The sequence below is a fragment of the Bacillus sp. WC2507 genome, assembly GCF_052656125.1.
This window is the reverse complement of the sequence record NZ_JBQXPN010000001.1, coordinates 378,480-404,480: the sequence shown is the minus strand read 5'-3', so window position 1 is coordinate 404,480 and position 26,001 is coordinate 378,480. Positions and strand designations below refer to the sequence as shown.

The 26,001-nt window shown below is 36.8% G+C and carries 29 protein-coding genes; 12 read left to right on the top strand and 17 right to left on the bottom strand.

Annotated features, from left to right (window positions below):
* Positions 1-136: 136 nt before the first annotated feature.
* Together ACUN28_RS02215 and ACUN28_RS02210 are read left to right on the top strand one after the other, a co-directional pair.
* Positions 137-862: a glycerophosphodiester phosphodiesterase gene (locus ACUN28_RS02215; RefSeq protein WP_016085429.1), complete on the top strand. Its 726-nt coding sequence runs from the start codon at positions 137-139 to the stop codon at positions 860-862.
* Positions 863-960: 98 nt separating this feature from the next.
* Positions 961-3,012, top strand: a complete 2,052-nt coding sequence (locus ACUN28_RS02210) for a transglycosylase domain-containing protein (RefSeq protein ID WP_016085428.1) — start codon at positions 961-963, stop codon at positions 3,010-3,012.
* A gap of 33 nt (positions 3,013-3,045) precedes the next feature.
* On the opposite strand, the gene ACUN28_RS02205 is transcribed toward ACUN28_RS02210, so the two are convergent.
* Both ACUN28_RS02205 and ACUN28_RS02200 read right to left on the bottom strand, forming a co-directional pair.
* Complete coding sequence (locus ACUN28_RS02205; RefSeq protein WP_016085427.1) at positions 3,046-3,555, bottom strand: YwhD family protein; 510 nt, start codon at positions 3,553-3,555, stop codon at positions 3,046-3,048.
* A 25-nt stretch (positions 3,556-3,580) separates the two neighbouring features.
* The gene (locus tag ACUN28_RS02200; protein WP_016085426.1) at positions 3,581-4,255 is read right to left on the bottom strand and encodes a site-2 protease family protein; all 675 of its coding nucleotides are present in this window, start codon (positions 4,253-4,255) and stop codon (positions 3,581-3,583) included.
* A 112-nt stretch (positions 4,256-4,367) separates the two neighbouring features.
* On the opposite strand from ACUN28_RS02200, the gene ACUN28_RS02195 reads away from it, so the two are divergent.
* Positions 4,368-4,553 (top strand): 2-hydroxymuconate tautomerase, encoded by a 186-nt coding sequence (locus ACUN28_RS02195; RefSeq protein ID WP_001147171.1) that lies wholly within the window; start codon positions 4,368-4,370, stop codon positions 4,551-4,553.
* 39 nt (positions 4,554-4,592) lie between these two features.
* Here the strand turns inward: ACUN28_RS02195 and ACUN28_RS02190 are convergent, their stop codons facing one another.
* From ACUN28_RS02190 to ACUN28_RS02165, 6 genes are all read right to left on the bottom strand, one after another.
* On the bottom strand, positions 4,593-5,897 hold the full coding sequence (locus ACUN28_RS02190; RefSeq protein ID WP_016085425.1) for an HD domain-containing protein: 1,305 nt from the start codon (positions 5,895-5,897) through the stop codon (positions 4,593-4,595).
* 146 nt (positions 5,898-6,043) lie between these two features.
* Positions 6,044-6,988: an ABC transporter substrate-binding protein gene (locus tag ACUN28_RS02185; RefSeq protein WP_000787739.1), complete on the bottom strand. Its 945-nt coding sequence runs from the start codon at positions 6,986-6,988 to the stop codon at positions 6,044-6,046.
* 190 nt (positions 6,989-7,178) lie between these two features.
* On the bottom strand, positions 7,179-7,991 hold the full coding sequence (locus tag ACUN28_RS02180; protein ID WP_016085424.1) for an ABC transporter ATP-binding protein: 813 nt from the start codon (positions 7,989-7,991) through the stop codon (positions 7,179-7,181).
* A gap of 15 nt (positions 7,992-8,006) precedes the next feature.
* Positions 8,007-9,023, bottom strand: a complete 1,017-nt coding sequence (locus ACUN28_RS02175) for a FecCD family ABC transporter permease (protein ID WP_016085423.1) — start codon at positions 9,021-9,023, stop codon at positions 8,007-8,009.
* Complete coding sequence (locus ACUN28_RS02170; protein ID WP_016085422.1) at positions 9,020-10,075, bottom strand: FecCD family ABC transporter permease; 1,056 nt, start codon at positions 10,073-10,075, stop codon at positions 9,020-9,022. The genes ACUN28_RS02175 and ACUN28_RS02170 overlap by 4 nt, the downstream gene beginning before the upstream one ends.
* A gap of 313 nt (positions 10,076-10,388) precedes the next feature.
* Positions 10,389-10,613 (bottom strand): DUF1450 domain-containing protein, encoded by a 225-nt coding sequence (locus ACUN28_RS02165; RefSeq protein ID WP_000526076.1) that lies wholly within the window; start codon positions 10,611-10,613, stop codon positions 10,389-10,391.
* 284 nt (positions 10,614-10,897) lie between these two features.
* Here ACUN28_RS02165 and ACUN28_RS02160 point away from each other — a divergent pair, with 284 nt between their 5' ends.
* Positions 10,898-11,590, top strand: coding sequence for an RsfA family transcriptional regulator (locus tag ACUN28_RS02160; protein WP_016085421.1), 693 nt, complete (start codon positions 10,898-10,900; stop codon positions 11,588-11,590).
* Between the two features lie 28 nt (positions 11,591-11,618).
* Here ACUN28_RS02160 and ACUN28_RS02155 read toward each other — a convergent pair whose 3' ends face one another.
* Positions 11,619-12,209 carry a lipoprotein BA_5634 family protein gene (locus tag ACUN28_RS02155; RefSeq protein ID WP_033659979.1) on the bottom strand — a complete coding sequence of 197 codons (591 nt, stop codon included), beginning with the start codon at positions 12,207-12,209 and terminating at the stop codon, positions 11,619-11,621.
* Positions 12,210-12,384: 175 nt separating this feature from the next.
* On the opposite strand from ACUN28_RS02155, the gene ACUN28_RS02150 reads away from it, so the two are divergent.
* Complete coding sequence (locus ACUN28_RS02150) at positions 12,385-13,230, top strand: lipoate--protein ligase family protein (RefSeq protein WP_016085419.1); 846 nt, start codon at positions 12,385-12,387, stop codon at positions 13,228-13,230.
* 48 nt (positions 13,231-13,278) lie between these two features.
* Here ACUN28_RS02150 and pta read toward each other — a convergent pair whose 3' ends face one another.
* Positions 13,279-14,250 (bottom strand): phosphate acetyltransferase, encoded by a 972-nt coding sequence (pta, locus tag ACUN28_RS02145; RefSeq protein WP_016085418.1) that lies wholly within the window; start codon positions 14,248-14,250, stop codon positions 13,279-13,281.
* Between the two features lie 280 nt (positions 14,251-14,530).
* Between pta and hemQ the strand changes: the two genes are divergently transcribed.
* The 4 genes from hemQ to gerQ all read left to right on the top strand — a co-directional run bounded on the left by hemQ (position 14,531) and on the right by gerQ (position 17,800).
* Entirely contained in the window at positions 14,531-15,274 is a 744-nt protein-coding gene (hemQ, locus tag ACUN28_RS02140; protein WP_016085417.1) for a hydrogen peroxide-dependent heme synthase, read from the top strand.
* A gap of 201 nt (positions 15,275-15,475) precedes the next feature.
* Positions 15,476-16,747, top strand: coding sequence for a serine hydrolase (locus ACUN28_RS02135; RefSeq protein ID WP_016085416.1), 1,272 nt, complete (start codon positions 15,476-15,478; stop codon positions 16,745-16,747).
* Between the two features lie 174 nt (positions 16,748-16,921).
* On the top strand, positions 16,922-17,344 hold the full coding sequence (cwlJ, locus tag ACUN28_RS02130) for a cell wall hydrolase CwlJ (protein WP_000538163.1): 423 nt from the start codon (positions 16,922-16,924) through the stop codon (positions 17,342-17,344).
* Positions 17,345-17,371: 27 nt separating this feature from the next.
* The gene (gene gerQ / locus ACUN28_RS02125; RefSeq protein WP_016085415.1) at positions 17,372-17,800 is read left to right on the top strand and encodes a spore coat protein GerQ; all 429 of its coding nucleotides are present in this window, start codon (positions 17,372-17,374) and stop codon (positions 17,798-17,800) included.
* Between the two features lie 30 nt (positions 17,801-17,830).
* On the opposite strand, the gene ACUN28_RS02120 is transcribed toward gerQ, so the two are convergent.
* From ACUN28_RS02120 to ACUN28_RS02110, 3 genes are all read right to left on the bottom strand, one after another.
* Positions 17,831-18,199 (bottom strand): DUF423 domain-containing protein, encoded by a 369-nt coding sequence (locus ACUN28_RS02120; RefSeq protein ID WP_000688322.1) that lies wholly within the window; start codon positions 18,197-18,199, stop codon positions 17,831-17,833.
* A 64-nt stretch (positions 18,200-18,263) separates the two neighbouring features.
* Positions 18,264-18,551, bottom strand: a complete 288-nt coding sequence (locus tag ACUN28_RS02115; protein WP_016085414.1) for a YwdI family protein — start codon at positions 18,549-18,551, stop codon at positions 18,264-18,266.
* A 6-nt stretch (positions 18,552-18,557) separates the two neighbouring features.
* Entirely contained in the window at positions 18,558-19,550 is a 993-nt protein-coding gene (locus ACUN28_RS02110; protein WP_016085413.1) for a potassium channel family protein, read from the bottom strand.
* 95 nt (positions 19,551-19,645) lie between these two features.
* On the opposite strand from ACUN28_RS02110, the gene ACUN28_RS02105 reads away from it, so the two are divergent.
* From ACUN28_RS02105 to ACUN28_RS02095, 3 genes are all read left to right on the top strand, one after another.
* Positions 19,646-20,929, top strand: coding sequence for a purine/pyrimidine permease (locus tag ACUN28_RS02105; protein WP_016085412.1), 1,284 nt, complete (start codon positions 19,646-19,648; stop codon positions 20,927-20,929).
* A gap of 177 nt (positions 20,930-21,106) precedes the next feature.
* Entirely contained in the window at positions 21,107-21,928 is an 822-nt protein-coding gene (locus ACUN28_RS02100) for a Cof-type HAD-IIB family hydrolase (protein ID WP_016085411.1), read from the top strand.
* 211 nt (positions 21,929-22,139) lie between these two features.
* Positions 22,140-22,433, top strand: a complete 294-nt coding sequence (locus ACUN28_RS02095; protein WP_016085410.1) for a DUF3817 domain-containing protein — start codon at positions 22,140-22,142, stop codon at positions 22,431-22,433.
* A gap of 87 nt (positions 22,434-22,520) precedes the next feature.
* On the opposite strand, the gene ACUN28_RS02090 is transcribed toward ACUN28_RS02095, so the two are convergent.
* From ACUN28_RS02090 to ACUN28_RS02075, 4 genes are read right to left on the bottom strand one after another with little or no spacing between them, the layout of a single operon-like run.
* On the bottom strand, positions 22,521-23,198 hold the full coding sequence (locus tag ACUN28_RS02090) for a uracil-DNA glycosylase (protein WP_016085409.1): 678 nt from the start codon (positions 23,196-23,198) through the stop codon (positions 22,521-22,523).
* Between the two features lie 19 nt (positions 23,199-23,217).
* The gene (locus tag ACUN28_RS02085) at positions 23,218-24,210 is read right to left on the bottom strand and encodes an ABC transporter permease subunit (protein ID WP_016085408.1); all 993 of its coding nucleotides are present in this window, start codon (positions 24,208-24,210) and stop codon (positions 23,218-23,220) included.
* On the bottom strand, positions 24,203-25,120 hold the full coding sequence (locus ACUN28_RS02080; protein WP_000207734.1) for an ABC transporter ATP-binding protein: 918 nt from the start codon (positions 25,118-25,120) through the stop codon (positions 24,203-24,205). The genes ACUN28_RS02085 and ACUN28_RS02080 overlap by 8 nt, the downstream gene beginning before the upstream one ends.
* Positions 25,117-25,998 carry an SGNH/GDSL hydrolase family protein gene (locus ACUN28_RS02075; RefSeq protein WP_116329605.1) on the bottom strand — a complete coding sequence of 294 codons (882 nt, stop codon included), beginning with the start codon at positions 25,996-25,998 and terminating at the stop codon, positions 25,117-25,119. Before ACUN28_RS02075 ends, ACUN28_RS02080 begins: the two co-directional genes overlap by 4 nt.
* Positions 25,999-26,001 lie beyond the last annotated feature (3 nt).

The window sequence follows — 26,001 nt, the reverse complement described above, 5'->3', positions numbered from 1 at the left end:
ACTCAACTATTACATTTTACGTTAACGTTAACTTTTGTGCAACTGTTAGACTTTTGTAAATGTTTATCCTATTCAATTGTATTTTTTCAAAAGCAGTTTCATAATGAAAGAAAAGAAACGATAAGGAGATTTCCGTATGAATAAACCACTTATTTTCGCCCACCGCGGGGTAAAAGGAACACATCCAGAAAATACGATGATTGCCTTCCAAGAAGCTGAACGCATTGGTGCCCATGGAATTGAACTTGATGTCCACCTGTCAAAAGATGGTGAACTTGTCGTGATTCACGATGAAACGGTAGATCGCACAACAAATGGCATAGGTCTTGTTTCTGAAAAAACGGTAGCGGAATTACAAGCTTTAGATGCTGGTAGCCATAAAGACCCCTCTTTCGATGAAGCAAAAATTCCAACGTTACGTGAAGTGTTCATTTGGCTATCTACAACAAATTTACAGCTCAATATTGAGTTAAAAACAGATGTCATTCACTACCCTAATATTGAAGAAAAAGTTGTGGCTCTTGTTCGAGAATATCATCTATCTAATCAAATTGTATTCTCCTCATTTAACCACGAATCTGTTTCATTATTAGCAGAGATTGCTCCTGAAATCCCAAGAGCGATTTTATACGATACACCACTTGCTGATCCTATCGCTGAAGCAAAAACTAGAGAAGCAACTGGTTTACATCCAAACTTTCAACTACTAACAAAGGAATTTGTTCAACTAGCGCAAAAACAAGGGTACGTTTTCCGCCCTTATACAATTAACGAATACAAAGATTTACAAACTATGGTTGATTATGGCGTAGATGTCATTATTACCGATTGGCCAGCACGTGCCTTTGAGCTCCTTTCTTAATTGAAGGAGCTTTTGTTTTCAAAATTTCATTGTTTAAAATAACCGAAAACCCTCAATACTAATACAATAATGTTTGTATGAATGAGGGGCTGAAAAAGATGAATCAAACTATGAATCCGAAACTTAAAAAATATAAACGTCTTTTCTTCACCGTAATGTTTTCTTCTGTTCTTTTTTTCGTTTTTTCCTTTTTTGTTATTATTATAATTGCAAAAATTATGGGACCTCCTCCTGTTGCTGTCCCGCAAACAAGTGTCTTTTACGCTAATGATGACACTGTTATAGGGCAAAGTAATGAAATGCAAAAACGCTACAATGTATCTCTCAATGAAATCTCTCCTTATGTAAAAGAGGCAACACTATCTATCGAAGATCAACGATTCTACAAACATCATGGCTTTGATATGAAGCGTATTGCTGGTGCTATTGTTGCCGATTTAAAAGCGATGGCAAAAGTCCAAGGTGCTAGTACAATTACACAACAGTATGCTCGTAACCTATACTTAGATCATGATAAAACGTGGAAACGGAAACTATTAGAAGCGATGTACACCGTCCGCCTTGAAGTGAACTATAATAAAAATCATATTTTAGAAGGTTATTTAAATACAATTTATTACGGACATGGCGCTTACGGAATCGAAGCTGCGTCTCGTCTATATTTCGATAAAACAGCAAAAGAATTAACATTAGCAGAAGCTAGCATGCTCGCTGGTATCCCGAAAGGACCTAGTGTCTACTCTCCTTTTTTGAAAGAGGATCGTGCTAAAGGACGACAATCTCTCATATTAGATGAAATGGTAGAACAAGGTTATATTACGAAGAAACAAGCAACTTCAGCAAAAAAAGAACCACTAAGCTTTGCTTCATTAGATGCGAAAAAAGTGGCAGAGGTCGCGCCTTATTTCCAAGATGCTGTACAGGCTTCTCTTCTTCTTGATATCGGATTAGATGAGCAAGCCTTACAAAAGGGCGGCCTGCGTATTTATACAACGCTAGACCCTAAATTACAATCGGTTGCAGAGCAAGCTGTAAAAGATCACATACCTGACACAACAAACATACAAACTGCTCTCGTCTCTATAAATCCAAAAACAGGTGAAGTAGCTGCCCTTGTTGGTGGAACTGATTATAATACGAGTCAATTTAACAGGGCTACACAAGCCGTTCGTCAGCCTGGTTCTACATTTAAGCCATTTCTATACTATGCGGCACTAGAACGAGGTTTCACCCCGGCTACGCGCTTAAAAAGCGAATACACGGTATTTACTTTAGGTGACGGTGTTTCAAAGTATAAACCAAAAAACTATAAAGATTATTATGCAGATGATTTCGTAACGATGGCACAAGCTCTCGCAGTCTCTGATAACATATATGCTGTGAAAACAAATTTGTTTTTAGGTGAAGATATCCTTACAAAAACAGCGAAACAATTCGGAATTACGAGTGCATTAAAAGATGTTCCGTCTCTTGCTCTTGGTACATCTCCTGTAAAGCCAATTGAAATGGTAAATGCTTATAGCATGTTCGCAAACGGCGGAAAGGAAGTAAAACCTATTTTCATTCGCCGCATTATGGATCATGAAGGGAATATGTTATACGATGCTCATTTGGAGAGCAAACAAGTTCTCGATAAGAGCAAAGCGTTTGTGATGGAAGAAATGATGACGGGTATGTTTAATAAAAAACTAAGCAGTTACGCTGCTGTAACTGGTCAGTCGATGTTATCTAAACTCTCGAGAACATATGCCGGAAAATCTGGTTCTACTGAAACAGATAGTTGGATGATTGGATTTACCCCGCAAATCGTAACTGGTGTATGGGTTGGATATGATCAACCTAAATCGATTTCAAACGTAGCAGAACAAGGATATGCGAAAAGAATATGGACCGATACGATGGAGAAAGGCTTAGATGGCCAACCTAAAAAAGAGTTTAAGCAGCCAAGTGACGTCGTTGCAGTCGATATTAATCCTGAAAACGGAAAAATCGCTACAAAAAACTGTCCAATTTCAGTTAAAATGTATTTCGCAAAAGGTACAGAACCAACTGAATATTGTATGGATCATGTTGATGATAAGGAAGAATTTGAAAAGACAACTGAAGAAAAGAAAAAAACAGGTTGGTGGAAAAAATATCTTCCTTGGTAAAAAAATAGCTGACGGGCATCCGTCAGCTATTTTTTATTCACTTAATAATGCACGGTGCAATTCTTCACTAGATTCGTTCCAAATCGCTTCATTATGTTCTTTCAAGAATGTACCAAGTACTTTTTTAGATGATTCATCCATATGGTCAACCATAATGTGACGCTTCATTGATTTATCCATTTTGTTTACGTGCTCTGGAAGTGATTTATATCCGCGACGAATTTCACGGTCAACTGTCATTTCACAAGCTGTTACACCTGCATAATAAGCTCCTGTCGCAGTTCTTTCAATCGTTACCCACACAAGCCAAAATGGTTTTCCGTTTGGAACTTCATCTTTATTTGTTAAAAACTTAATACCTTTTTCGACCGTACTACGCGCATGCATCGCACCGATATCAACAAAGGCTGTTTTCTCTAGTACATCGACAAATACAGGTGAAATATTTTCTAGGCTTAATGCCCCAACGCCAAATCCACCATGTCCATCTGTTGAATCATTTTTCACGATATTAAAACCGATTTTTTTCTTTTTCTCTGTCATATATAAAGTCCTCCTCGCTTACTGATTAGAAAAGCCTGAAAATAGGCGCAATGATACTGTCTAAAAATACAAATACATACGGAATGACAACATTGAAAATAGGTTGAATTGTGTAATTGCTAAGCGGTGTAATAACGAGAATTAATAACGCGATTGCTCCATACTTTTCATACTGTGTCATTTTCGCACGAATATTTGCTGGTGCTAAATCCTCCACAACACGATATCCATCAAGTGGCGGGATTGGTAATAAGTTAAATACAAGTAAAACGATATTAAGCATAATAAAAATTTGGAAGAATCGACCTAACGTATCTGCTACTGCAGCTGGAATTGCATCAAATACTCCGAATACCGCTAAACTATATAAAATAATTAAACCAATCGCACTTAAAATTAAGTTACTGATCGGCCCAGCAATCGAAACTAATATCCCAGCAAGACGCGGTCTTTTAAAATTGTACGGGTTAACTGGTACTGGCCTTGCCCAACCGAAACCAAGAATTAATACTGCAATCATCCCGATAGGATCTAAGTGCGCCATAGGTGATAAAGTTAAGCGACCTTGTCTCTTTGCTGTATCGTCTCCAAATTTATATGCAACATATGCATGCGCAAATTCATGCACTGATAATGCAATAATAATCGCCATTGCTACTAACGGGATTTCTTGCAATGGATATCTAAATAACTGATCCATGATTCATCTCCTCTTCAATATGTCAAAAAAAGAAATTATTTGTTTTTTCGATTGTTCTTCCCCATAATCCGCTATAATAAGAGTGTAACTTACATAAAAGGAGCGATTATATATGCCATACGTAACAGTGAAAATGCTAGAAGGACGCACAGAGGAACAAAAGAAAGCTCTTGCTGAGAAAGTAACAGCAGCAGTAAGCGAAACAACTGGTGCTCCTGAAGAAAACATCGTTGTTTTCATCGAAGAAATGTCTAAAAACCATTATGCAGTTGGCGGAAAACGCTTAAGCGACAAATAATTCCAAGTTCTTTCATAAGAAGCAGCTCTTAGCTGCTTCTTATTTTTTTCCTTCTAGTAACTCGATGATTCTCTCTTTATATTTTCCTTTTCTTCCATCTTCATAGATTAAATCATGCGGATAGAATAATTTTTGATCCCTTCTCTTCTTGCCAGTAATCGCCTCAACAATATCCGATTCACGTGAAAGCTCTCTAAGCTCTCCATTTGGCATAAGAAGTAAGATTGGCAGACGTTCTTCTTCTTCACCAGCACGGTAAAAGTCATACGGTAAGTCTGATGTTGAATCAACTACTAAATAGTATTCTGGATCAAGTCCAATCTTTTTAAATAAGCTACTTAATTCCATCCAATTATCTAAACCGTGCTTATCTGTAAACTCTACATATTTAAATAGGTTTCGATTCATAAAACGGCGGCATAAATCACTTAAAATTGGATCTTCTTCGTCTTGCCATACTTGGAAGTAATAATACATAACGTTCTCGTCTAACTTTAAATAATCCTCTACTGTTACTTCTTCTTCAAATAAAGAATAGAAATGAACCGGATGATTTTTAAATGTATAATACTTCTCGTGCAATGATTTTGCACGGTGTAAAATCTTCGTTAAAATAACTTCAGCACTGCGCGTCACCGGATGGAAATATACTTGCCAATACATTTGATAACGACTCATAATATAATGCTCAACAGCATGCATACCACTATTTTTAATAACTACTTGATTGCCGTACGGACGCATGACACGCAATATACGTTCCATATCAAAGTTTCCATACTTTACGCCAGTGAAATACGCATCTCTTAATAAATAGTCCATACGATCTGCATCAATTTGACTGGAAATCATGCTAATCGCTAATTTATTAGAAGATGTTTTTGCGATTACATCGGCTACCTTTTGTGGAAAATCTTTATCCACACGACTTAATACGCGATTAATTTCCGTATCTCCAACGATAATCTTTTGTGTAAATTTCTCATGATCTAATGAAAATACTTTTTCAAAGGAGTGAGAAAACGGGCCGTGACCGACATCATGAAGTAATGCCGCACATAAACATAACAATCTATCTTCAGCATTCCAGTTCGGTCTGCCATCAAACACATCATCAATCATACGACGAATAATCTCATATACACCTAATGAATGAGTAAAGCGACTATGCTCTGCACCGTGAAATGTAAAAAATGTCGTTCCAAGCTGCTTAATACGGCGTAAGCGTTGAAATTCTTTCGTTCCGATTAAATCCCAAATAACACGATCGCGCACGTGCACATATTTATGTACCGGGTCTTTAAACACTTTTGTTTCGCTGAGTTTGTCGTTTAAATATACCACCTTCCGACATCCCCCTTTCTTTACTGCATTCTTACTATATATTATAAACGAAATAGGAAACAGAAAGAAATGAAAGACTATATTAATTGCCCTTATATAAAGAAAAAATCACTTTTACCGGAGTAAAAGTGATTTCTTTTTATACATTATTTCCCTAAAACGAACTCAGCAACTTCATCTAAGATCATTTCTTTACCTAGAGGGAAGTAACCTTTGTTTAAGTCTTCGTTTTTAATTGTAAATACGTGGTTGTTTTTAACAGCGTTCATGTTTTTCCAAATTGATTCTTCCTGGAATTCTTTTAGACGCTGAGAACCGTCACCAGTCGTAAATACGAATAAGTAATCTGGGTTGTAATCGATTAAAGCTTCTTTTTGTACTTGTACTAATGGTTTATCCGTTGGTGTACCTTTAACTGCTGGTAATTTTAAATCGTTAAAGATTACGCTACCGTAACCGTAGTCACCGTATACGCGGAAAGCATTTGGATATGCAGCCATTTTCATAAATTTAGCATCGCCAGTTTTCGCAACGATTTTATCATGTAATTTGCTTGCTTTTTCATCATACTGTTTAAACCATTCTTTTGTTTCTTTCTCTTTACCGAAGATTTGACCTACTTCTTCGAATTTTGGACGCCATTGGTCTAATGGAGTTTTTAACATAACTGTTGGTGCAATTTTAGATAATTGATCATAGATCTTTTCTTGACGATTGTTTACAAGAATTAAGTCTGGTTTTGCAGCAGCTACTGCTTCGATGTTAATTTTATCGCCCCAAGCAGAACCAACTGGTTTTACGTCTTTTAATTTCTTTTCAATATGTGCATCAATTTTTTCTTGAGATGTATTAGCAGTAATAATTGGTTTCATACCAAAGATTAATAATTCTTCTGTTGAACCACTAAGGTCAGCAATTTTCTTTGGATTTGCAGGGATTTTAATTTCCCCTTTTGCATGTTGTACAGTGCGCTCTTCAGTCTTCGCATCCTTCGCATCTGCTTTCTTCTCTTCTTTGTTAGAACAAGCTGCAAATAGTACAGAAGTAACGACTAGTACCATTGCTAATAACGCCATTTTAAAATTCTTCATGTTCCCACTCCTTCTAGCTGTATTTCTCTTATAAGTTACAGTGAACTATAAGAAACAAGATTAACAATTAATCAATATATATTTATTAATTGTTGTTTATGCCCCGTTCTAACGGGTGTTCAACTTCCTATTTACTAATAAGAAGCTCAACGTCCATTAGAATTCTCCCCTCTCTAAGAGGGGGTTCTAATTATGCTTTTTTACGCAATTGATTACTAATCATCGCTAAATCATATGTTAAACAAATTGGCTTACAGTTTACTGGACATGGAACGATTTGAGCTTCAATCTCAAATACGTTACGAAGTGTTTCACTTGTCATTACTTCATCTGGCGTTCCTTGTTTCATTAACTTACCTGCTTTTAATGCAATCATATGATCTGAGAAACGAGAAGCATGGTTTAAGTCATGGATAACCATAACAATCGTTCTACCTTCTTCTTCATTTAACTTTTTCAATAAGTTTAATACTTCTAATTGGTGGGCCATATCTAAGTACGTTGTCGGTTCATCTAATACGAGTAATTCTGTCCCTTGTGCAAGAGCCATCGCAATCCATACACGTTGACGTTGCCCGCCTGATAACGCTTCTGCTGAACGATTTGCGAATTCTGTCATTCCCGTCACTTCAAGTGCCCAATGAATGTAACGATAATCCTCTTCTTTCAACGTTCCAAATCCTTTTTGATGAGGAAAACGTCCATATGAAACAAGTTCAAACACAGTAAGGCCAGTTGGCACTTCTGCAGTCTGTGGTAAAATTGCCATTTTCTTTGCGATTTCTTTCGTTGGCTGTTTCTCAATTGCTTTTCCGTCAAGATAAACAGTACCTTTTTTCGCCTTCAAAATACGAGAAGCTGTTTTTAATAATGTGGACTTCCCACAACCATTTGGTCCAATAATTGTTGTAATTTTCCCTTCCGGAATTTCAACTGTTAATCCATCAATAATTAACCCTTCATTATAGCCAACAGATACCGCATCAACTGCTAAAGTTGCCATACAAAAAGCCTCCCTTTATTTTGTCCTCATAAGTAAGTATATAAAATATGGTGCACCAATTACAGAAATAACAAGACCGACCGGTATTTCTGAAGTTGGTAACACACTTCTTGAAATTACGTCTGCGAATAAAAGTAAAAACGTCCCTATTAGTGCAGCAGTAGGCAGCATAATTTGATGTTTACCACCAACAAGGCGCCTCGCTAAATGTGGAGCCATTAAACCGATAAAACCAATTCCTCCAGCAACAGCGACAGATGCACCCGCTAAACAAACTGCAATAAATAATAATTTACGTCTTTCTTTTTCTACATTTACGCCAAGGCCAACAGCTGTAGAGTCGCCTAGGTTCATTACATTTAATATGTGCGCCTTACTAATAGCAAGTGGCAAGAATATAACCATCCATGGAAGTACACTTAGCACGAACTTCCAATCTGTACCCCACAGACTTCCTGCTAACCAAATCGTCGCAAAACGGAAATCGTTAGATGTCATCTTCATAGAAAAAATTAAACTAACAGCTCCAAACCCAGCTGCAACAGCGATACCAACAAGTATCAATCGAGTAGATGAAACGCCGTCTTTCCATGCTAGTAAATAAATAATAACCGCTGCTAATATCGCACCAACTAACGCGAAGAATGGAAGGATAAATACAGATAAAAATGTACCAGTCCCAACTTTCCCGAAGAAAAAGTAGACGAATATAACAACTGTTAATCCCGCTCCAGCGTTAATACCGATAATACCTGGATCAGCAAGTGGGTTTCGCGATAATCCTTGCAAAATCGCACCTGACATCGCCAAAGCGGATCCAACTAATATAGCAATAACCATACGTGGCATACGGAATTCAAATAAAATAACAGACTGATCTTCAGCCCCAAGTCCAACCAATGATTTTAATACATCCATTGGTGGTATTTTAAATGTTCCTGTATTTAAACTTACTAAAAATACAGTGACGATTAATCCTACTAAAATTGTTAAAATAGAAACGTTCTTTTTTGTTAAGACACTTGTCCTCACATTTTTCCTCTCCCTTCGTTACGTGCTAAATAGAGGAAGAATGGAACCCCAATTAGTGCTGTAATTGCTCCAATTGGCGTTTCAAACGGTGGGTTAATAACGCGAGATAACATATCTGCACATTCAATTAACAGCCCGCCTAAGACTGCAGAACATGGAATAACCCATCTATAATCTGAGCCTACAAGGAAACGAGTCATATGTGGAATGACAAGTCCAACGAATCCAACCGATCCTGCCATAGAAACTGCAGAACCTGTTAACACAAGAACAAGTACTGTTCCGATAAATTTAATTAGTGTCGTATTTTGACCAAGTCCAATCGCAATTTCTTCACCAAAGCTCAAAATTGTAATATACCTTGACATCATAATTGCAATAAAAAGACACACAAGCCCAATCGGCACTAACATATTAATACTTTCCCACTTCACTCCAGCAACTCCGCCAGCATTCCACATGCTCACCTCTTGAGCAAGATTGAAATACAGCGCAATTCCAGATGAGATGGCCCCTAATAAAGCACTAATTGCTGCACCTGCTAAAGCTAATTTCACAGGTGTTAATCCACCTGGTGAAGAAGATCCAATTCCATATACAATGCTCGCCCCAAACGCAGCTCCAATAAAAGATGCGATGACAAACATTAAATAAGGTGAATTAGGAAAAAATGCATACATAATTGCAATCCCAAATACAGCCCCATCTGTAATTCCCATTAACGATGGAGAAGCAAGTGGATTTCGCGTCATACCTTGCATAATTGCTCCCGATACCGCTAAAAAGGCACCTGCTACTACGCCCCCTATTGCCCTAGGCATGCGAAGTTCTTGAATTACGTTATGATGCGTAATAGAACCGTCAAACTGAAACACAGCTTGCCATACAGTCTTTAAACTAATATCTGCAGCACCAAACGAAATAGACAATGCCATGCTTAAAGCTAACAAGACTGTACCTGCTACTAAAATAATAGAAGCAATGAGCGGCCTACTCTTAATCTCTTTAACATTCTCTTCTTGTTGTCCTATACTCCTTGCGCTCGCTTCCATCCCTCAACCATCCTAACCAACAACATATATTTAATAAAATGAAATTTATTCTCAAATAGTAATAAAAAAATTAGGTGAATTGACCTTCCTTGATAATGATTCTCAGAATCAGACACCTTCTATTCTACCTATCGCTTCCAAAGACTGTCAACTATTATTTTGAAATACAAATTTATCTAAATTGAAGCCTTAATGAACAGGTAATGCCTATGTATCACTTACCATTATCCCTCAACAATTAAGCTTCCAAAGAATAATTCTTTCCTCTTATGGGCATAAAAAAAGAAGAGTAATCTGTTCACTCTTCTTTTTCTTATTTATTTAACTTTACTTCAATCTTTGTAATTAATTCATCTTCTGTTGGAGCCGCAACTGGACGATTATTTACAAATGCGAATGATTTTTTACGACCAGGGCCACAGTAAGACTGACATCCAACTTCAATCGTTGCACATGAATCTACTTTTTTTAACTTCGGAATCAACGTTTTAACGTTCGTTGCCTGACAATCATCACACACACGAAATTCGTTTCCCATTATACAACACTTCCTCTATTTTAAACTTTTCTCAAGTACATTTAAAAATAAACACTAAATGGTATTTTACCGCTCTTTGAAGCTCGTTGCAAGTTTCCTTACGACGCTCTTTCTTCATATAATGCTATATATTTATATGCTCTCCTACAGAAGCTCTCATCATTCATCGCAAAATTTTCACCTTTCATCGAAATCTACCATATTTTTAAAAGCTTTGTATAAAAGCTCATTTTTTTGCCCATTATAAAAATAGGAAGTTCATAAAAAGAAAGGGAGTTGAATCTATGAAAGTAAGACAAGATGCTTGGACGGATGAGGACGATTTATTACTTGCTGAAACTGTACTTCGTCACGTTCGAGAAGGAAGCACTCAATTAAATGCATTTGAAGAAGTAGGAGATCAATTAAATCGTACATCTGCTGCCTGTGGTTTCCGTTGGAATGCTGTTGTTCGCTATAGCTATGAACAAGCTCTTCAACTAGCAAAAAAACATCGTAAAGATAAAATGCGTGCTGCAAGCGGTGAACAAGCGAAAAAACGTTTACTTTATACACCACCAGCTTCAGATTCGATAACTGATTATGAAGAACTAGTACAAGAGGAATCAATTGTACAATATAAAGAAGCTATTCCCTATCAGGAATCTACTGTTCCTGCTGCGAAAGGCTCTATGACAATGCAAGATGTTATTTATTTTTTACAAACAGTCGGCTCTTCAAATATAAAAGTGACAGCTCTTGAAAACGAGAATACGAGATTGAAACAAGAAATTAGAGCACAAATCCTTCGAAATGAAGAACTAGAAAAGAAACTAGAAAAATTAGAACAACAATCTCATACTGTACAAGAAGATTACGAAACACTTATGAACATCATGAACCGAGCTCGTAAGTTAGCAGTCATGGATGACGAAGAACGTTCTCAAACATCTTTCCGAATGGATCGAAATGGTAACTTAGAAAAAATTGCAGAATAAAAAGGATGCATTACATGCATCCTTTTTATTATTTCACTTCCACCATATGTGCTTCTTCTACGTTAGAACCTCTCTTTATATCTGGGAAAATCTTTTCCTTTGGATTCTCTTTAAAAGCTGCTAATCCAATCGTTTTTACCGGTTCACTTATTTTTGCATATTCCGTATCACTAACAACCGCATACATATCTGTATATTTACGCGCATCACCAATTACTACATTACCTTCATACTTCATTTTCTTTCCATCAATTACTACATCTTTTTGTTCCTCTTTAGCAAATACAATTCCAGCTTCATCAGAAATAGCCGGCAATGCTTTAATTGGTTCTACATCTTCTTTCACTACTTTTTTCAGCATGTTTTCTTTTACCATCTTTTCAGCTGTTGTTTTATTCATAATTAAAACCTTTTTCTCATTAACAGTACCTAGTTTTGCTTCAAATTTATTTTGAGATTCAATTTTATCTTTATATTGATCCATTGTTTTTTGAACGCCTGTTTCATCTCCGTACATAACAACGCCCTTTGCTTGTGGTGCAATCATATCCATAATAGAACAGCCACTAAATACGGCAGCCGACATAATCGCTACGAGTCCTAATTTAACTTTTTTCATCTGTATTCCTCCTAAAATCATCATTGCATCTCTTAGTTTAACTGTCGCAGCTCGTTTAACCAATTCACTTTCCTTACGATAACCTTACAATTCAGTAAGATTCCCTCTTAAAAACTACTTTCATTATTTTTTGCTATAATAGAGATTGTCATTTTAAAGATAAGGGGTTAGTTATATGAGCAATTCCCGTTCCATTTTATCTCAGCCAGAGTGGCGTATTGTAGATCAGTCTAGCTTGGGACCAACATTCCATGCATTGCAGTCATTTGCAATGGACGACACATTATGCACAAGTATCGGAAAGGGCGAATCAGCTGCAACAATGCGCTCTTGGGTTCATCACAATACAATTGTCCTTGGCATTCAAGATTCACGCCTACCACACTTGGAAGAAGGTATTTCCTTTTTAAAAGAAAACAATTTCAATGTTATCGTTCGTAATTCTGGTGGACTTGCAGTTGTGCTTGATGAAGGTGTGTTAAACGTATCACTTTTATTCCAAGAAACAGAAAAAGGTATCGATATTGATCTTGGATACGATACAATGTGGCATTTAATTCAGGAAATGTTAAAAGATTACGACGTTACAATCGAGGCAAAAGAAATTGTTGGCTCTTACTGTCCTGGTAGCTATGACTTGAGTATTCGCGATCAAAAATTCGCTGGTATTTCACAGCGCCGTATTCGCGGTGGTGTCGCTGTCCAAATTTATCTCTGTGCTACAGGAAGTGGCTCTGAGCGTGCCGCACTCGTTCGTGATTTCTACAACCTAGCCATTCAAGGAGAAGAAACACGCTTTACGTACCCTGAAATTGTACCGAGTACGATGGCTTCACTTTCAGAACTACTTGGCGAAACCATTACAGTACAAGATTTAATGATGCGCCTTTTAAAAACACTGCAGCAATTCGCTCCAAAGTTAACACCATCTCCATTAACAGTAGATGAAATTCCTTTATATGAGACGAATTTACAACGTATCATTGATCGTAACAATAAAGCACTTGGCTTAGAAAAATAAAGACCGTCGCTATTATAGCGACGGTCTTTATTTCAATTCATTATAGAATTAAAGTGCTTGAGCTGCTGTAATTAAAGCTAACTTGTACACTTCTTCTTCGTTACATCCACGAGATAGGTCATTTACAGGCATGTTTAAACCTTGTAAGATTGGTCCTACTGCTTCGAAGTTACCTAAACGTTGAGCGATTTTGTAGCCAATATTACCAGCTTCTAAGCTTGGGAATACGAATACGTTAGCATCACCTTGAATTGTAGAACCTGGAGCTTTTTTCTCAGCTACAGATGGTACGAATGCAGCATCGAATTGGAATTCTCCATCTAAAGTTAGTTCTGGAGCCATTTCTTTTGCAATGCGAGTTGCTTCTACAACTTTTTCTGTTTCTGGAGATTTCGCAGAACCTTTTGTAGAGAAGCTTAACATAGCAACGCGTGGATCAATACCGAATAGTTCAGCAGTTTTCGCACTCTCGATACCAATTTCAGCTAAGTCTTGGCTGTTTGGTGCAATGTTAATTGCGCAATCAGCGAATACATATTTCTCTTCTTCACGTACCATAATGAATACGCCAGAAGTTTTTGTAACGCCTGGTTTTGTTTTAATGATTTGAAGTGCTGGACGAACTGTATCAGCTGTAGAGTGAGCTGCACCACTTACTAAACCGTGTGCTTTGCCCATGTATACAAGCATTGTACCGAAGTAGTTTTCGTCTTTAAGGATTTTGCGAGCGTCTTCTTCAGTTGCTTTACCTTTACGGCGTTCAACGAAAGATGCTACCATCGCATCCATTTCTTCGTATGTAGCTGGGTCATAAATATCAACGCCTGCTAATGTTAAATTCAAGCTAGCAGCTTTTGCGCTAATTTCTTCTTTATTACCAACTAAGATTGGTTTTACTAACTCTTCTTTTGCTAAACGCTCTGCAGCGCCTAAAATTCTTTCATCAGTTCCTTCAGGAAGTACGATAGAAATGCCTTTTCCTTGAACTTTTTCTTTTACTGTTGTAAATAAGTTGCTCACGAATAAACCCTCCTACATATGTTAAAAAAACTCTATCTTTAAGAATACTGCTTTTCCTCTATATTTTAAACTTATAGCTCCCAAAAAATAGATAAAATGAAAATGATTATATTTTCATAAAATTCAGCCTAGAAATAAAGCCCCTTTAAGCCTTATCTTCTCCTATTTTCACATAAATTTAAATGTGACAATTTTATGCGCCAAGGTTTTATATAGATGATTTTAAAACTATATATGCTATAGTTAACGTGTAAAACTATCATTAACTGAGGTGAATAGAATGAGTGAAGCAACAACAACGTTAGATGGCTGGTATTGTTTACATGATTTACGTTCTATTGATTGGGCTGCATGGAAAACATTATCTAGCGACGAACGCGGACAGGCAGTGTCTGAATTTTTAAATGTCGTTGAAAAATGGAACGAAGTAGCTGCTGCAAAAAAAGGCAGTCATGCAATGTATACAGTTGTTGGCCAAAAAGCTGATATTATGCTTATGATTTTACGTCCAACAATGGAAGAGTTAAATGAAATTGAGACAGAATTGAATAAAACAACATTAGCTGAATATATGGTTCCTGCATACTCTTACGTATCTGTTGTTGAACTAAGCAACTACCTTCCAGCTGATGAAGATCCATACCAAAATCCACAAATCTTAGCTCGCTTATATCCAGAACTACCAAAAGCAAATCACATTTGCTTCTACCCAATGGACAAGCGTCGCCAAGGTGATGACAACTGGTACATGCTTCCTATGGAAGAGCGTAAAAAAATGATGTACAGTCATAGCAAAATTGGTCGTCAATACGCAGGTAAGGTACGTCAAGTCATTTCAGGATCTGTTGGATTCGACGATTTCGAATGGGGCGTAACATTATTTGCTGACGATGTTCTTCAATTTAAAAAACTTATATATGAAATGCGCTTCGATGAAGTAAGTGCTCGTTATGGTGAATTTGGGACATTCTTCGTTGGAAATATTTTACCAGATGAAAAAGTAGAGAAATTTTTACACATATAAATGGTGAAAAGGAACGAAATTCGTTCCTTTTTTTATTCTTCTCTATATTTATCCCCAAAAACCTCCTTTTCCCTGCAATTTTGAACAAAAATCGACAAATTCTTTTCAAATTCCGTGTGAAATTGTAACCTTTTCATATCCAAATTTATGCTAAAATGGGACGAGCTACATGCTAATAACGATGCGAAGGTGATAATCTATATGAAGAAAATCTTGTCTATTTTACTAGCGCTTTTATTGTCAATTTCTTCCTTAGGAGTAACAACATCCCATGCGGAAGAAAAAATACATATTGAGGCAGCAGCTGCACTTCTATTTGATGCAGATACAGGAAAAATACTGCATGAACAAAATCCAGATGAATTACTAGCTATCGCTAGTATGTCAAAATTAATTGTTGTTTATGCCGTATTAGAAGCAATTAAAGAGGGTAAAATCACTTGGGATACAAAGGTAAACATTTCTGATTACGCTTATGAAGTTTCACGTAATAATGAATTCTCTAACGTTCCATTCGAAAAGGGACGTCAATATACTGTAAGAGAATTATATCATTCTATCGTTATCTTCTCTGCAAACGGATCTAGTATTGCCTTAGCAGAACTTCTTGCAGGAAGTGAGAAAAACTTCTTAAATCTTGCAAATGAACATGCAAAAAAACTAGGGTTAAAGAAATATAAATTTGTAAACGCTACTGGGTTAAACAACGCTGACTTAAAGGGAAAACATCCTGAAGGAACTGATCCGAATGGAGAAAATTCCATGTCAGCTCGCGATATGGGTATGCTTTCAAAAGCAATGATTACAAAGTATCCAGAAATGCTAGAGGATACAAAACAAAGATTTAGAAACTTCCCAGATAATCATCCGAAACCAATTCGTATGGAAAGCTGGAACTGGATGTTACCAGGTGCCGCTTTCTCTTATGAAGGAACAGACGGTTTAAAAACTGGTAGTTCTGATACTGCTGGATACGGATTCACTATTACAGCAAAACGTGGTGAATTACGCCTTATTTCAGTTATTATTAAAACAAAATCAATGGACGAGCGTTTCACTGAATCTCGTGCATTAATTGAATATGGATTTAATAACTTTGAAAAACAAAAATTAAAAATTGATAAAAACAATACAATCCCTGTAGTACAGGGGAAAGAAGATCAAGTAACAGTTGCACCCGAGAAAGAAATAACGGTGATTACGAAAAAAGGGAGCAAACCCACTTACAAAATTGGGACGGAAGCAAGTAAATCACTTGCTGAAGATGGCCATTTAGTTGCTCCTATTAAGAAAGATGCCAAAGTAGGCTCAATTACTTTAGAATCAACTGATAAATATGGTTTCTTAGACGGTAGTAAAAGTATGAAAGTTACTGCAAAAACGACAGAAGATGTTGAAAAAGCAAATTGGTTCGTATTAACAATGCGCTCTATCGGTGATTTCTTCTCAAACTTATGGTCTAAAGTATTTTAATGATGAAAAGCTAGCTCATGCTAGCTTTTTTTATTTTCCTCTCTCAATGTAAAACTTCGTTTGGTTGTCATATCTGAGTCCTTTTCCTCATACGTATGAACTAGTAATTGTTCCACACTTCATCTAGAAATAACCTCTTTCCAAAAGGTATTCCCAAAAGAGAGGTGACACATAATGGGCGTTATTGCTTATAACGAAGAAGATGTAAAGTTATTAGCTAGACTGATGCGTGCTGAAGCCGAAGGAGAAGGGCAACAAGGAATGTTAATGGTCGGAAACGTAGGTGTAAATCGTGTCCGCGGAAATTGTTTAGATTTTAAAAAAATACGTAATTTACGTCAAATGGTGTATCAAAATCCTGGCGGTTTTGAGGCAACGCAAAAAGGGTATTTTTATCAGCGTGCAAGAGAACAAGATATCGCATTAGCAAGGCGAACGATTCAAGGACAACGTTTTTGGCCTGCTAACTTTTCCTTGTGGTTTTTTAGACCTGAAGGCCCTTGTCCACCAACTTGGTATAATCAACAAAACTCTGGTCGCTTCAAAAAGCACTGCTTCTTCCAGCCATCTGGCGAGGATTGTCCTGGCGTATATTAAGGATTGATAATGAGGAGGGATTTTTGAATGGCACAGCAACAAAACCCGTATTACGGAACAGGTTTCTATCAACCATCTGGAACTTACGTACAACCGCAACAAATGACCCCACAGCAACAGCAACAACAGCAAGCGATGCAACAACAAGCTGCGCAAGCTCAATATGCTGTTTCTCAAGGCATGTTACCATTAGAACAGTCGTATATTGAAAATATTCTTCGTTTGAACAAGGGCAAGCAAGCCACAGTTGTAATGACTTATGAGCGTGGTAGCTCACTCGGTACACAATCGTATACAGGTATTATCGAAGCAGCTGGTCGTGATCATATCGTAATTAGTGAGCCACAATCAGGAAAACGTTATTTACTACTAATGATTTACTTAGATTATGTAGAATTCCCAGAAGAAATTATGTATTTACCTAGTCAACAAGCAACTTATGCTCCAAGACCATAAAAAAAGCTGGCGTATGCCAGCTTTTGTTTTTTATAACCCTTTTACAACTGCAGTTCCGACTAAGATCCATGCCACGATAAACGCTACACCACCAAGAGGTGTAATTGGGCCAAAGAACTTAATACCTGTCGTACTTAATGCATACAAACTACCTGAAAACATAATAATCCCAGCTACCATAAGCCAGCCAGCAGTAGTTAAAAGTGATGATTGAATCTTATCCATTAATAAAGCAACTACGAATAGTCCACCTGCATGAAACATTTGATATGTAACACCAGTTTTCCAAACTTCTAACATTTTTGCAGAAACTTTATTTTCTAAACCGTGTGCTCCAAAAGCCCCTAACGCAACAGATAATCCCGCTGCAATACAACCTAGTAAAAAGAAAATTTTCATCTTAATTCCCCTTTTTTACCTTTATCATAAGCAATTTTTTCATATAAGCCAAACGATTTAATCATTAAAAATCAAATAATGAATTACCATTTGCACCTTCTTCTTTTATATACACAGGTTCTCCAGAAACTGGCATAACCGGTTGAACTGTCGTTATAGGCTGCGTTCCAATTACTTGCGATTGAATTTGCGGCTCTCTATACGTAGGAGATTCAGCCTGTTCATCTAATAGTAAATCACATAAAGCGCGCACAACTAATAAATGATCTTTTGATTTTTGCCCTTCACTACTTTTTGCCTTTGCAATTTCATTCGCCATTTTATTTAAAATCTTATCGCTCGATATTTGCATTCCTTATCACCTCGTACTTTGTATTTCTTTCTCAAATTGCCCCAGCTTCTCTACTGAACCAAATACTATTATCATATCATGTTCTTGCAATTTTTCCTGCCCCGTCGGATTATGTATAACATTCCCATTTCTCAAAATCGCTAAAATTGTTACATCAAATTGATTTCTCACATCACTCTCTAGTAACGATTTACTAGCTAACATAGAGCCTTTTCCGACTGCGATTTCTTCAATTACAAATGACTGATCCACGCCATACAATACTGTATCAATATAATGAACTGTTAGCGGATTCGCAATACCTTTTGCAATATGAATTCCTGCCATGCTAGATGGATTAATCACCTTATTTGCCCCAGCCCGCCGTAATTTGTCTTCGGTTTCAGGTTTTTCCGCTCTTGCCACAATTTTAATTGCATCGTTTATTCCTCTTGCCGTTAATGTAATAAATACATTTTCGGCGTCATTGGCTACAATGGCAACTAGACCGGCTGCCTTTGAAATTCCAGCATGATGTAACACTTGGTCTTCCGTTGCATCCCCATGTACATACAAAAGTTTTTCCTTCTCCAATATACTTTCATCTTTATCCACGACGACAAATGGAATTTTCTTTTCTTGCAATTCATGTACAACTTGAAGCCCCACTCTACCGCAACCACATACGATAATATGATTTTGTAACTGTGCTATTTGTTTATCCATCTTCTTCCTCCGTACTGCATGAAATAAATTCCCTTCAATAATCATAGCTGCCACTACACCAATTGCATACGTAACGATACCGACGCCAACCGGTATAATAAGAAGCGCAAAAACTTTTCCTGCATGTGTTACAGGAACGGCGTCTCCATATCCAACAGTTAATACGGTAATCATCGTCATCCAAAATGCTTGAAACAAACTAATCTCTTCAATTGTCATAAATCCTAATGTTCCTAGAATTACAACAAAAGTCATGCATATAACTGCTATCCATAATTGCTTACGTGCATTCATATCGTGTTTCAACTCTTTTCTCTATCTACAATCTTTGCCAGTGGAAATGAAATACATATATACTAGATACGGAATCTATGAAAGAGGTTGATATAATGAAAACATTTCTTTCCGCCTTACAATGGGCGCTATTTATTTTAGCTGGGAGCCTTATTGTACCAATTAGCGTCGCAACTAGTTATGGCCTCGATGGAGCTGAAGCTATTGCATTTGTACAAAGAACATTATTTGTTCTTGGCTTCGCTGGTCTACTGCAAGCTATTTTTGGACATAAACTTCCTATTCAAGAAGGTCCTGCAGGCCTTTGGTGGGGGATTTTCTCCCTTTATGCAAGTTTAGGTGTCGTATTATTTGGATCAAGCAATGAAACGCTTAAAGTCCTTCAATACGCCTTCCTATTAAGTGGTATCATTTGTATTATTCTTAGTGTTTTCGGACTCATCGATAAGCTAGTTCGCTATTTTACACCGACAGTCATTGGAACATATTTATTTCTTCTTGTCGCACAACTTAGTGGTTCCTTCTTAAAGGGAATGTTTGGCCTTGACGGACAACATACAGAAGTACAAGCTGACGTATTTATTCTTTCACTCATTGTTATTTTACTATCCTTTTTCATTATGAAGCTACCTATTATTGGACAATATTCCGTTCTTTTCAGTATTGTCTGCGGCTGGATATTATTTGCATGCTTCGGATTATCTAATCCAGTAACGCCTGTGACAGATGTAATCCGTTTTCCATCCCTATTTGTTTTCGGAATGCCTCGCATTGAATGGAACATGGCAATTACGGTAGTTTTCGTTACACTATTACTTCTAACAAATATGTTAGCAAGTATTCGTGTTGTGCAAAAGATTGTCTCTAAGTATGAAGAAGGTGCCGCACCAGATCGTTTCAAACAAGCCGGCATTATAACAGGAATCAATCAATTACTAGGTGGTCTATTCTCAGCTATTGGACCTGTCGCCATTTCTGGATCAGCAGGGTTTATTGCAACGACTAATATTTATAAGCGACTCCCATTTATGTTAGGATCGAGCTTTATTATTGCCGTTAGTATATTCCCAAAAATCACTTCATTCTTTGCAGCAATCCCAGTTGCAGTTGGTTATGCTGCTATCTATCCTGTATTTGCAAGTATGATTGGTCTAGCTTTCCGTGAATACGACACAGTACAAGATAAAGAACGATTATTTAAAGTAGCGGGTCTTTCCATCTTTACAGGAGTCGGAGTTATGTTCGTTCCAGCTGGAGCATTTTCTACGCTCCCACCATTTCTAGCATCATTTTTAAGTAACGGTCTCGTTCTTGGATCTGTAATGGCAATTTTGCTCGAAATACTATTTTCTCGTTCGACAGAAAAACAACTATCGTAAATTGGAAAACTTCCATTATTGCACTCTACCTTTAGAGTTGTTACGATAAATTATCATGGGCAATACGCTCATGGTAATTTATCTATTTCTTTCCGAAGAAGTTCGATGTCTTACTATTATTTCTTAATATCTTCATGAACATGTATTTCTATTTAAATAAAGAAGGGAATTTTCAATATGACTTATAAAATGATTGTTTTAGATTTAGATGATACTTTATTACGTGACGACCATACCATTTCACCTCGTACGAAAGAGGCTCTAATGACTGCACAAGAGCAAGGTGTAAAGGTTGTACTTGCTTCTGGACGTCCAACATTTGGTATGCGCAATGTAGCGAAAGAACTTCGTTTAGAAGAATACGGCAGTTTCATTCTATCTTTTAATGGTGCAAAAATTATTAACTGTAAAACAAACGAAGAAATCTTTAGTAGTACGCTATCTCCTGAAATCGTTCACAACCTATTTGAAATTAGTAAAACTGAAGATGTATGGATTCATACTTACATTGGCGATGATATCGTAACAGAAGAAAATAATCCTTATACTGAAATTGAGGGCGATATTACTGGTATGCCAATTGTTGTAGTAGATGACTTTAAAGCTGCTGTTAAAGAGCCTGTAGTAAAAGTATTAATGAATAAAGAAGCTGAACGCCTTGTTGTAGTAGAAAAGAAACTACAACAGCAACTAGAAGGCCAATTAAGCGTGATGCGTTCAAAACCATTCTTCTTAGAATTTACTGAAGCTGGTGTTACAAAAGGAACAAGCTTAAACCAACTAATCCAAAAGCTAGGCATTAAGCGTGAAGAAGTTATCGCAATGGGCGATAGCTATAATGATCAGGCGATGATCGAATTCGCTGGTCTTGGTGTTGCAATGGGCAATGCACCAGATGATATTAAAGAAATTGCAAACTACGTAACAGATACAAATATGAATGATGGCGTTGCAAAGGTTGTAGAGAAGTTCGTATTAAAAAGAGAAGCGCTTGTTTAATATTTTCACTCATAAAACCTATTTGAAGTCAAACACTTCAAATAGGTTTTTATTTAAATTGTCCTGCTTTTGTGACTATATTTTGAACTTTGCACTATTCTCGTAGTGTAAAGTTTCTTTTTGTATATAATGAAACAAACTAGACTATTTTATTTTGAAAAAGAATACAAATTTACTATAAACAAGCATACGTTAAAGGAGGCTACTTTACATGTTATCTACACCAATCGGACGATTAAGAGCAATCGGACTCATTGAGGGGATTTCTTTCCTACTACTATTATTTGTAGCAATGCCATTAAAATATTTCGCAGGATTTGCAACAGCTGTTAAAATCACAGGCATGGCTCATGGCGTTTTATTTATTCTATTCATCTTTGCAGTAATTCAAGTAACAATCGTACACCGTAAATCAATTTTATGGGCACTTGGGGCATTTGTTTCATCAATTATCCCATTCGGTACGTTTGTACTAGATGCAAAATTAAAGAACGAACAACAATAGTAAAAAGGTAGTTAACGACTGTTAACTACCTTTTTTATTTACCCCGCATTAACGGGCAGTAAAACTCCCACTGATTAAAGTTTCACTTTACAAATTTGGAATTTCCCAATCAATTTCTCTCTCGCCCATATTTGCTAAAATCGTATTTACTTTAGAGTATGGCTTACTACCATAGAAACCGCGTCTTGCTGACAATGGGCTTGGATGTACAGATTCGATAATGTGGTGCTTCGTATTCGTAATTAACTTTTTCTTCGCCTGTGCATGACGTCCCCACAATATGAAAATAACCGGTTTTTCACGTTCATTTAATAGCTCAATTACGCGATCCGTGAAGTGCTCCCATCCTTTTCCTTTATGAGAATTTGCTTCACCTTGTCGAACTGTTAATACAGTATTTAATAGTAGCACTCCTTGCTCTGCCCATTTTACTAAATAACCATTATTCGGAATTTCACATCCATATTCATCTCGAAGCTCTTTATACATATTTAACAATGATGGTGGTGTTTTAATACCAGGTTGTACAGAAAAGCTTAAACCATGCGCTTGATTCGGTCCATGATATGGGTCTTGCCCTAAAATAACGACCTTTGTATTTTCATAACTTGTATACTGAAGGGCGTTAAAAATATCTTCTACCTTCGGATAAACAACATGCGTACTGTACTCTTCTTTCAAAAAAACAGCTAACGTACGATAATATTCTTTCTCAAATTCTGACGCCAATAATGGTCCCCAATCATTCTTCAAAACGTTTTCCATGACTTCACTTCCTGTCCAATTAATTCACCATATCCTGCTTTGTAAATACTACAAATGAAATAATAAGAGATACGACCGCCCAAACCGTTAAATTCATTAAAGAAAATCCCATCGATAAACCTTGTAATGCAGGCAATTTCCCTGATAAATAATCTGTTAACGATAAGTTCACACTAAAAATATATTTCGCACCTTCCCAAGATGTTGCGAATGAACTTAAAATGCCTCCTGCAATTAACGCGGCTAACATAACACCCATTCCAGCCGGCGTATTGCGAATTAAAACGGAAACCATAAATGATATAGTTCCGACAACGATAGCAACAAACCAAGCTAATCCATACGCCATCAAGATGTATTGCCACTGCGGAATAAGATGTACGAAGTTTGTATTTAGGTTCTCTTTATCAATAACAAACCCTGTTAAAACCGGTAAATTCCATCCCGAGTATCCAAATACAAGCCCGGATAATCCGTAAGCAAATACACCTACAAGAAGCAGTATGAGTGAAATGAAAAATAACATCGTCACGTACTTACTAAGGAGTATTTTCCAGCGCCGAATCGGCCGCGTGAGCAACATTTTCATCGTTCCATCACTTCTTTCTCCTGAAACAATGTCAATAGCGACAATCATGACAAGAAGCGGAATAAACAATGTAATTCCTTGCTCAATAAACGCCCTTACAAAAGTTGGTGCGCCCGGTGCCATCGGGTTAATATCATGATCTAAATAATATTGTTGCTGCTCCACTCTTACCTTTAGCCAATCACGCCATTCTTCTGGTAATCTAGAGTTGTTCAAGCGGTTTTGAGAATCAACAATTTGTTGTTGTAATGAAACTTTCCAATCCGTTGTACCTAGTCTTTTCTGTGTCGTTTCTACTTCACGATACTGCGCATACACGAAAAGTGGAATCAAGATTGCTAAAATAAGCATGACAACAAAAATACGTTTCTTACGATAAATTTTTTCCGATTCATTTAAGACTAGATTCGCAAATTCACGCATGCTGCTCACCCCTTGTGAGTTCAATAAATAAATCTTCTAGCGTAAATACAAGCTCCTTAACACTATGCACATCTATCCCATTTTCTACAAAGTGTCTATTCCAACTACTTATAGATGAGATATCCATGCGGCATAGTAATCGGTCACCTTCTATACTCACTTCTCTTACTTCTTCAGCATCTTCTAGCATATCTTTTGCCTTAGAAATCGGTGTAACAATCCATTCTACACGATCACTTGCTGTTTTAATTAACTCTTCAACCTTGGCAACTGTTATCATTTTTCCTTTATGAATAATCGCAACCCGATCGCATATCATTTGTACTTCACTTAGCAAGTGACTTGAAATAAACACACTCATATTTTCTTCTTTCACAAGCTTATGTATAAATTCCCTAAGTTCTCTAATTCCAGCTGGGTCTAAACCATTTGTTGGCTCATCTAATATGAGCAATTTTGGGTTTCCAAGAAGCGCTTGCGCAATGCCAAGGCGCTGTTTCATACCAAGTGAGTATGTTTTTACCTTATCGTGAATTCTTTCATCCAAATGAACCATTTGAGCAATTTCAATAATACGTTCATCTGATATATCACCCAGCATACGGGCAAATTGTTTTAAATTTTCCCATCCCGTTAAATATGTATACAGTTCTGGGTTTTCAACGATACTCCCAATTTGACGCATCGCTTCTCTGAAATTTTCCTTAATAGAATAACCACCGATAGAAATCGTACCTTCTGTTTCTTTAATCAATCCAACTAACATTCGAATGGTAGTCGTTTTCCCGGCGCCATTCGGTCCTAGGAAGCCAAACACTTCTCCTTGTTTTACATCGAAGGAAATATTCTCTACAATTGTCTTCTTTCCAATTACCTTCTTCACGTCTCGTACGGAAAGTATCGTCGTCATTTTACCCCTCCTTGTTCTAGTTTTAATTTACTCGTAACATTTTGAACTAATCGGTCCGCCATATATGTATACCCTACTTCATTCGGATGGAAATGATCGGAGTATAATAAATCTTTCCCTCGGTTTTGGAATAAATCAAATGTCGGTGTAATATACACATTTTTATTATTTATCGCCAATTTTTCTAAAGATGCATTCCAATCTACAACAATGTTTGAAGACCCTTTTAAATCTTCTACATCTTCAAAAGGATTATATAAACCTAGCCAAAAAATAGGGCTATCTGTATTTAACTTACGAATTTCTTCTATAATTTTCTTCGCTTCATTCTGGAATGTTTCTGTATCAGGACGGTATGTTTCTAAATCTATCTTTCCAAGCGATTCCCAACCTGGAAATAAATCATTTCCTCCAATCGTTAAAACGATTACATCTGCTTGCTTAATTGAATATTGAGCGCCACTACTCTCCATTTGTTTTAATAAATCAGGCATTTTCGCACCACTAACAGCTAAGTTCGTTAAGGCAACCTTTTGCTTATAATCTTTTTGTAAATCTTCTTTCACCCGTCCAATATAGCCAATTCCTTCTTTATCACCAACACCACGTGTTAATGAATCACCTAAACTAACGATTTGTAACGTTCCCGTTTTCTTTTTCTCTTTTGCCACTACATCGGTCTTTTTAATTAAATTTGAAGCTTTCGGATTTAATACATCATTTACACCTGAAACAAAGCCATATGCAAATAAACAGAAAGATGCAATTGTAATGAGTAGAATTACTTTTACTACTTTTGATCTCATATCAAAACCCCTTTTAGCCCTTATAGATTGTCCATAATTATACCAAACGCAATTTTGAAAAGCGATTTTCACACC

Bases quoted from the DNA above. Each gene is read 5' to 3' on its own strand.
- ACUN28_RS02215 (WP_016085429.1), top strand. From the start codon at position 137: ATGAATAAACCACTTATTTTCGCCCACCGCGGGGTAAAAGGAACACAT.
- ACUN28_RS02210 (WP_016085428.1), top strand. From the start codon at position 961: ATGAATCAAACTATGAATCCGAAACTTAAAAAATATAAACGTCTTTTC.
- ACUN28_RS02205 (WP_016085427.1), bottom strand. From the start codon at position 3,555: ATGACAGAGAAAAAGAAAAAAATCGGTTTTAATATCGTGAAAAATGAT.
- ACUN28_RS02200 (WP_016085426.1), bottom strand. From the start codon at position 4,255: ATGGATCAGTTATTTAGATATCCATTGCAAGAAATCCCGTTAGTAGCA.
- ACUN28_RS02195 (WP_001147171.1), top strand. From the start codon at position 4,368: ATGCCATACGTAACAGTGAAAATGCTAGAAGGACGCACAGAGGAACAA.
- ACUN28_RS02185 (WP_000787739.1), bottom strand. From the start codon at position 6,988: ATGAAGAATTTTAAAATGGCGTTATTAGCAATGGTACTAGTCGTTACT.
- ACUN28_RS02180 (WP_016085424.1), bottom strand. From the start codon at position 7,991: ATGGCAACTTTAGCAGTTGATGCGGTATCTGTTGGCTATAATGAAGGG.
- ACUN28_RS02170 (WP_016085422.1), bottom strand. From the start codon at position 10,075: ATGGAAGCGAGCGCAAGGAGTATAGGACAACAAGAAGAGAATGTTAAA.
- ACUN28_RS02165 (WP_000526076.1), bottom strand. From the start codon at position 10,613: ATGGGAAACGAATTTCGTGTGTGTGATGATTGTCAGGCAACGAACGTT.
- ACUN28_RS02160 (WP_016085421.1), top strand. From the start codon at position 10,898: ATGAAAGTAAGACAAGATGCTTGGACGGATGAGGACGATTTATTACTT.
- ACUN28_RS02155 (WP_033659979.1), bottom strand. From the start codon at position 12,209: ATGAAAAAAGTTAAATTAGGACTCGTAGCGATTATGTCGGCTGCCGTA.
- ACUN28_RS02150 (WP_016085419.1), top strand. From the start codon at position 12,385: ATGAGCAATTCCCGTTCCATTTTATCTCAGCCAGAGTGGCGTATTGTA.
- hemQ (WP_016085417.1), top strand. From the start codon at position 14,531: ATGAGTGAAGCAACAACAACGTTAGATGGCTGGTATTGTTTACATGAT.
- ACUN28_RS02135 (WP_016085416.1), top strand. From the start codon at position 15,476: ATGAAGAAAATCTTGTCTATTTTACTAGCGCTTTTATTGTCAATTTCT.
- cwlJ (WP_000538163.1), top strand. From the start codon at position 16,922: ATGGGCGTTATTGCTTATAACGAAGAAGATGTAAAGTTATTAGCTAGA.
- gerQ (WP_016085415.1), top strand. From the start codon at position 17,372: ATGGCACAGCAACAAAACCCGTATTACGGAACAGGTTTCTATCAACCA.
- ACUN28_RS02120 (WP_000688322.1), bottom strand. From the start codon at position 18,199: ATGAAAATTTTCTTTTTACTAGGTTGTATTGCAGCGGGATTATCTGTT.
- ACUN28_RS02115 (WP_016085414.1), bottom strand. From the start codon at position 18,551: ATGCAAATATCGAGCGATAAGATTTTAAATAAAATGGCGAATGAAATT.
- ACUN28_RS02110 (WP_016085413.1), bottom strand. From the start codon at position 19,550: ATGAATGCACGTAAGCAATTATGGATAGCAGTTATATGCATGACTTTT.
- ACUN28_RS02105 (WP_016085412.1), top strand. From the start codon at position 19,646: ATGAAAACATTTCTTTCCGCCTTACAATGGGCGCTATTTATTTTAGCT.
- ACUN28_RS02100 (WP_016085411.1), top strand. From the start codon at position 21,107: ATGACTTATAAAATGATTGTTTTAGATTTAGATGATACTTTATTACGT.
- ACUN28_RS02095 (WP_016085410.1), top strand. From the start codon at position 22,140: ATGTTATCTACACCAATCGGACGATTAAGAGCAATCGGACTCATTGAG.
- ACUN28_RS02090 (WP_016085409.1), bottom strand. From the start codon at position 23,198: ATGGAAAACGTTTTGAAGAATGATTGGGGACCATTATTGGCGTCAGAA.
- ACUN28_RS02085 (WP_016085408.1), bottom strand. From the start codon at position 24,210: ATGCGTGAATTTGCGAATCTAGTCTTAAATGAATCGGAAAAAATTTAT.
- ACUN28_RS02080 (WP_000207734.1), bottom strand. From the start codon at position 25,120: ATGACGACGATACTTTCCGTACGAGACGTGAAGAAGGTAATTGGAAAG.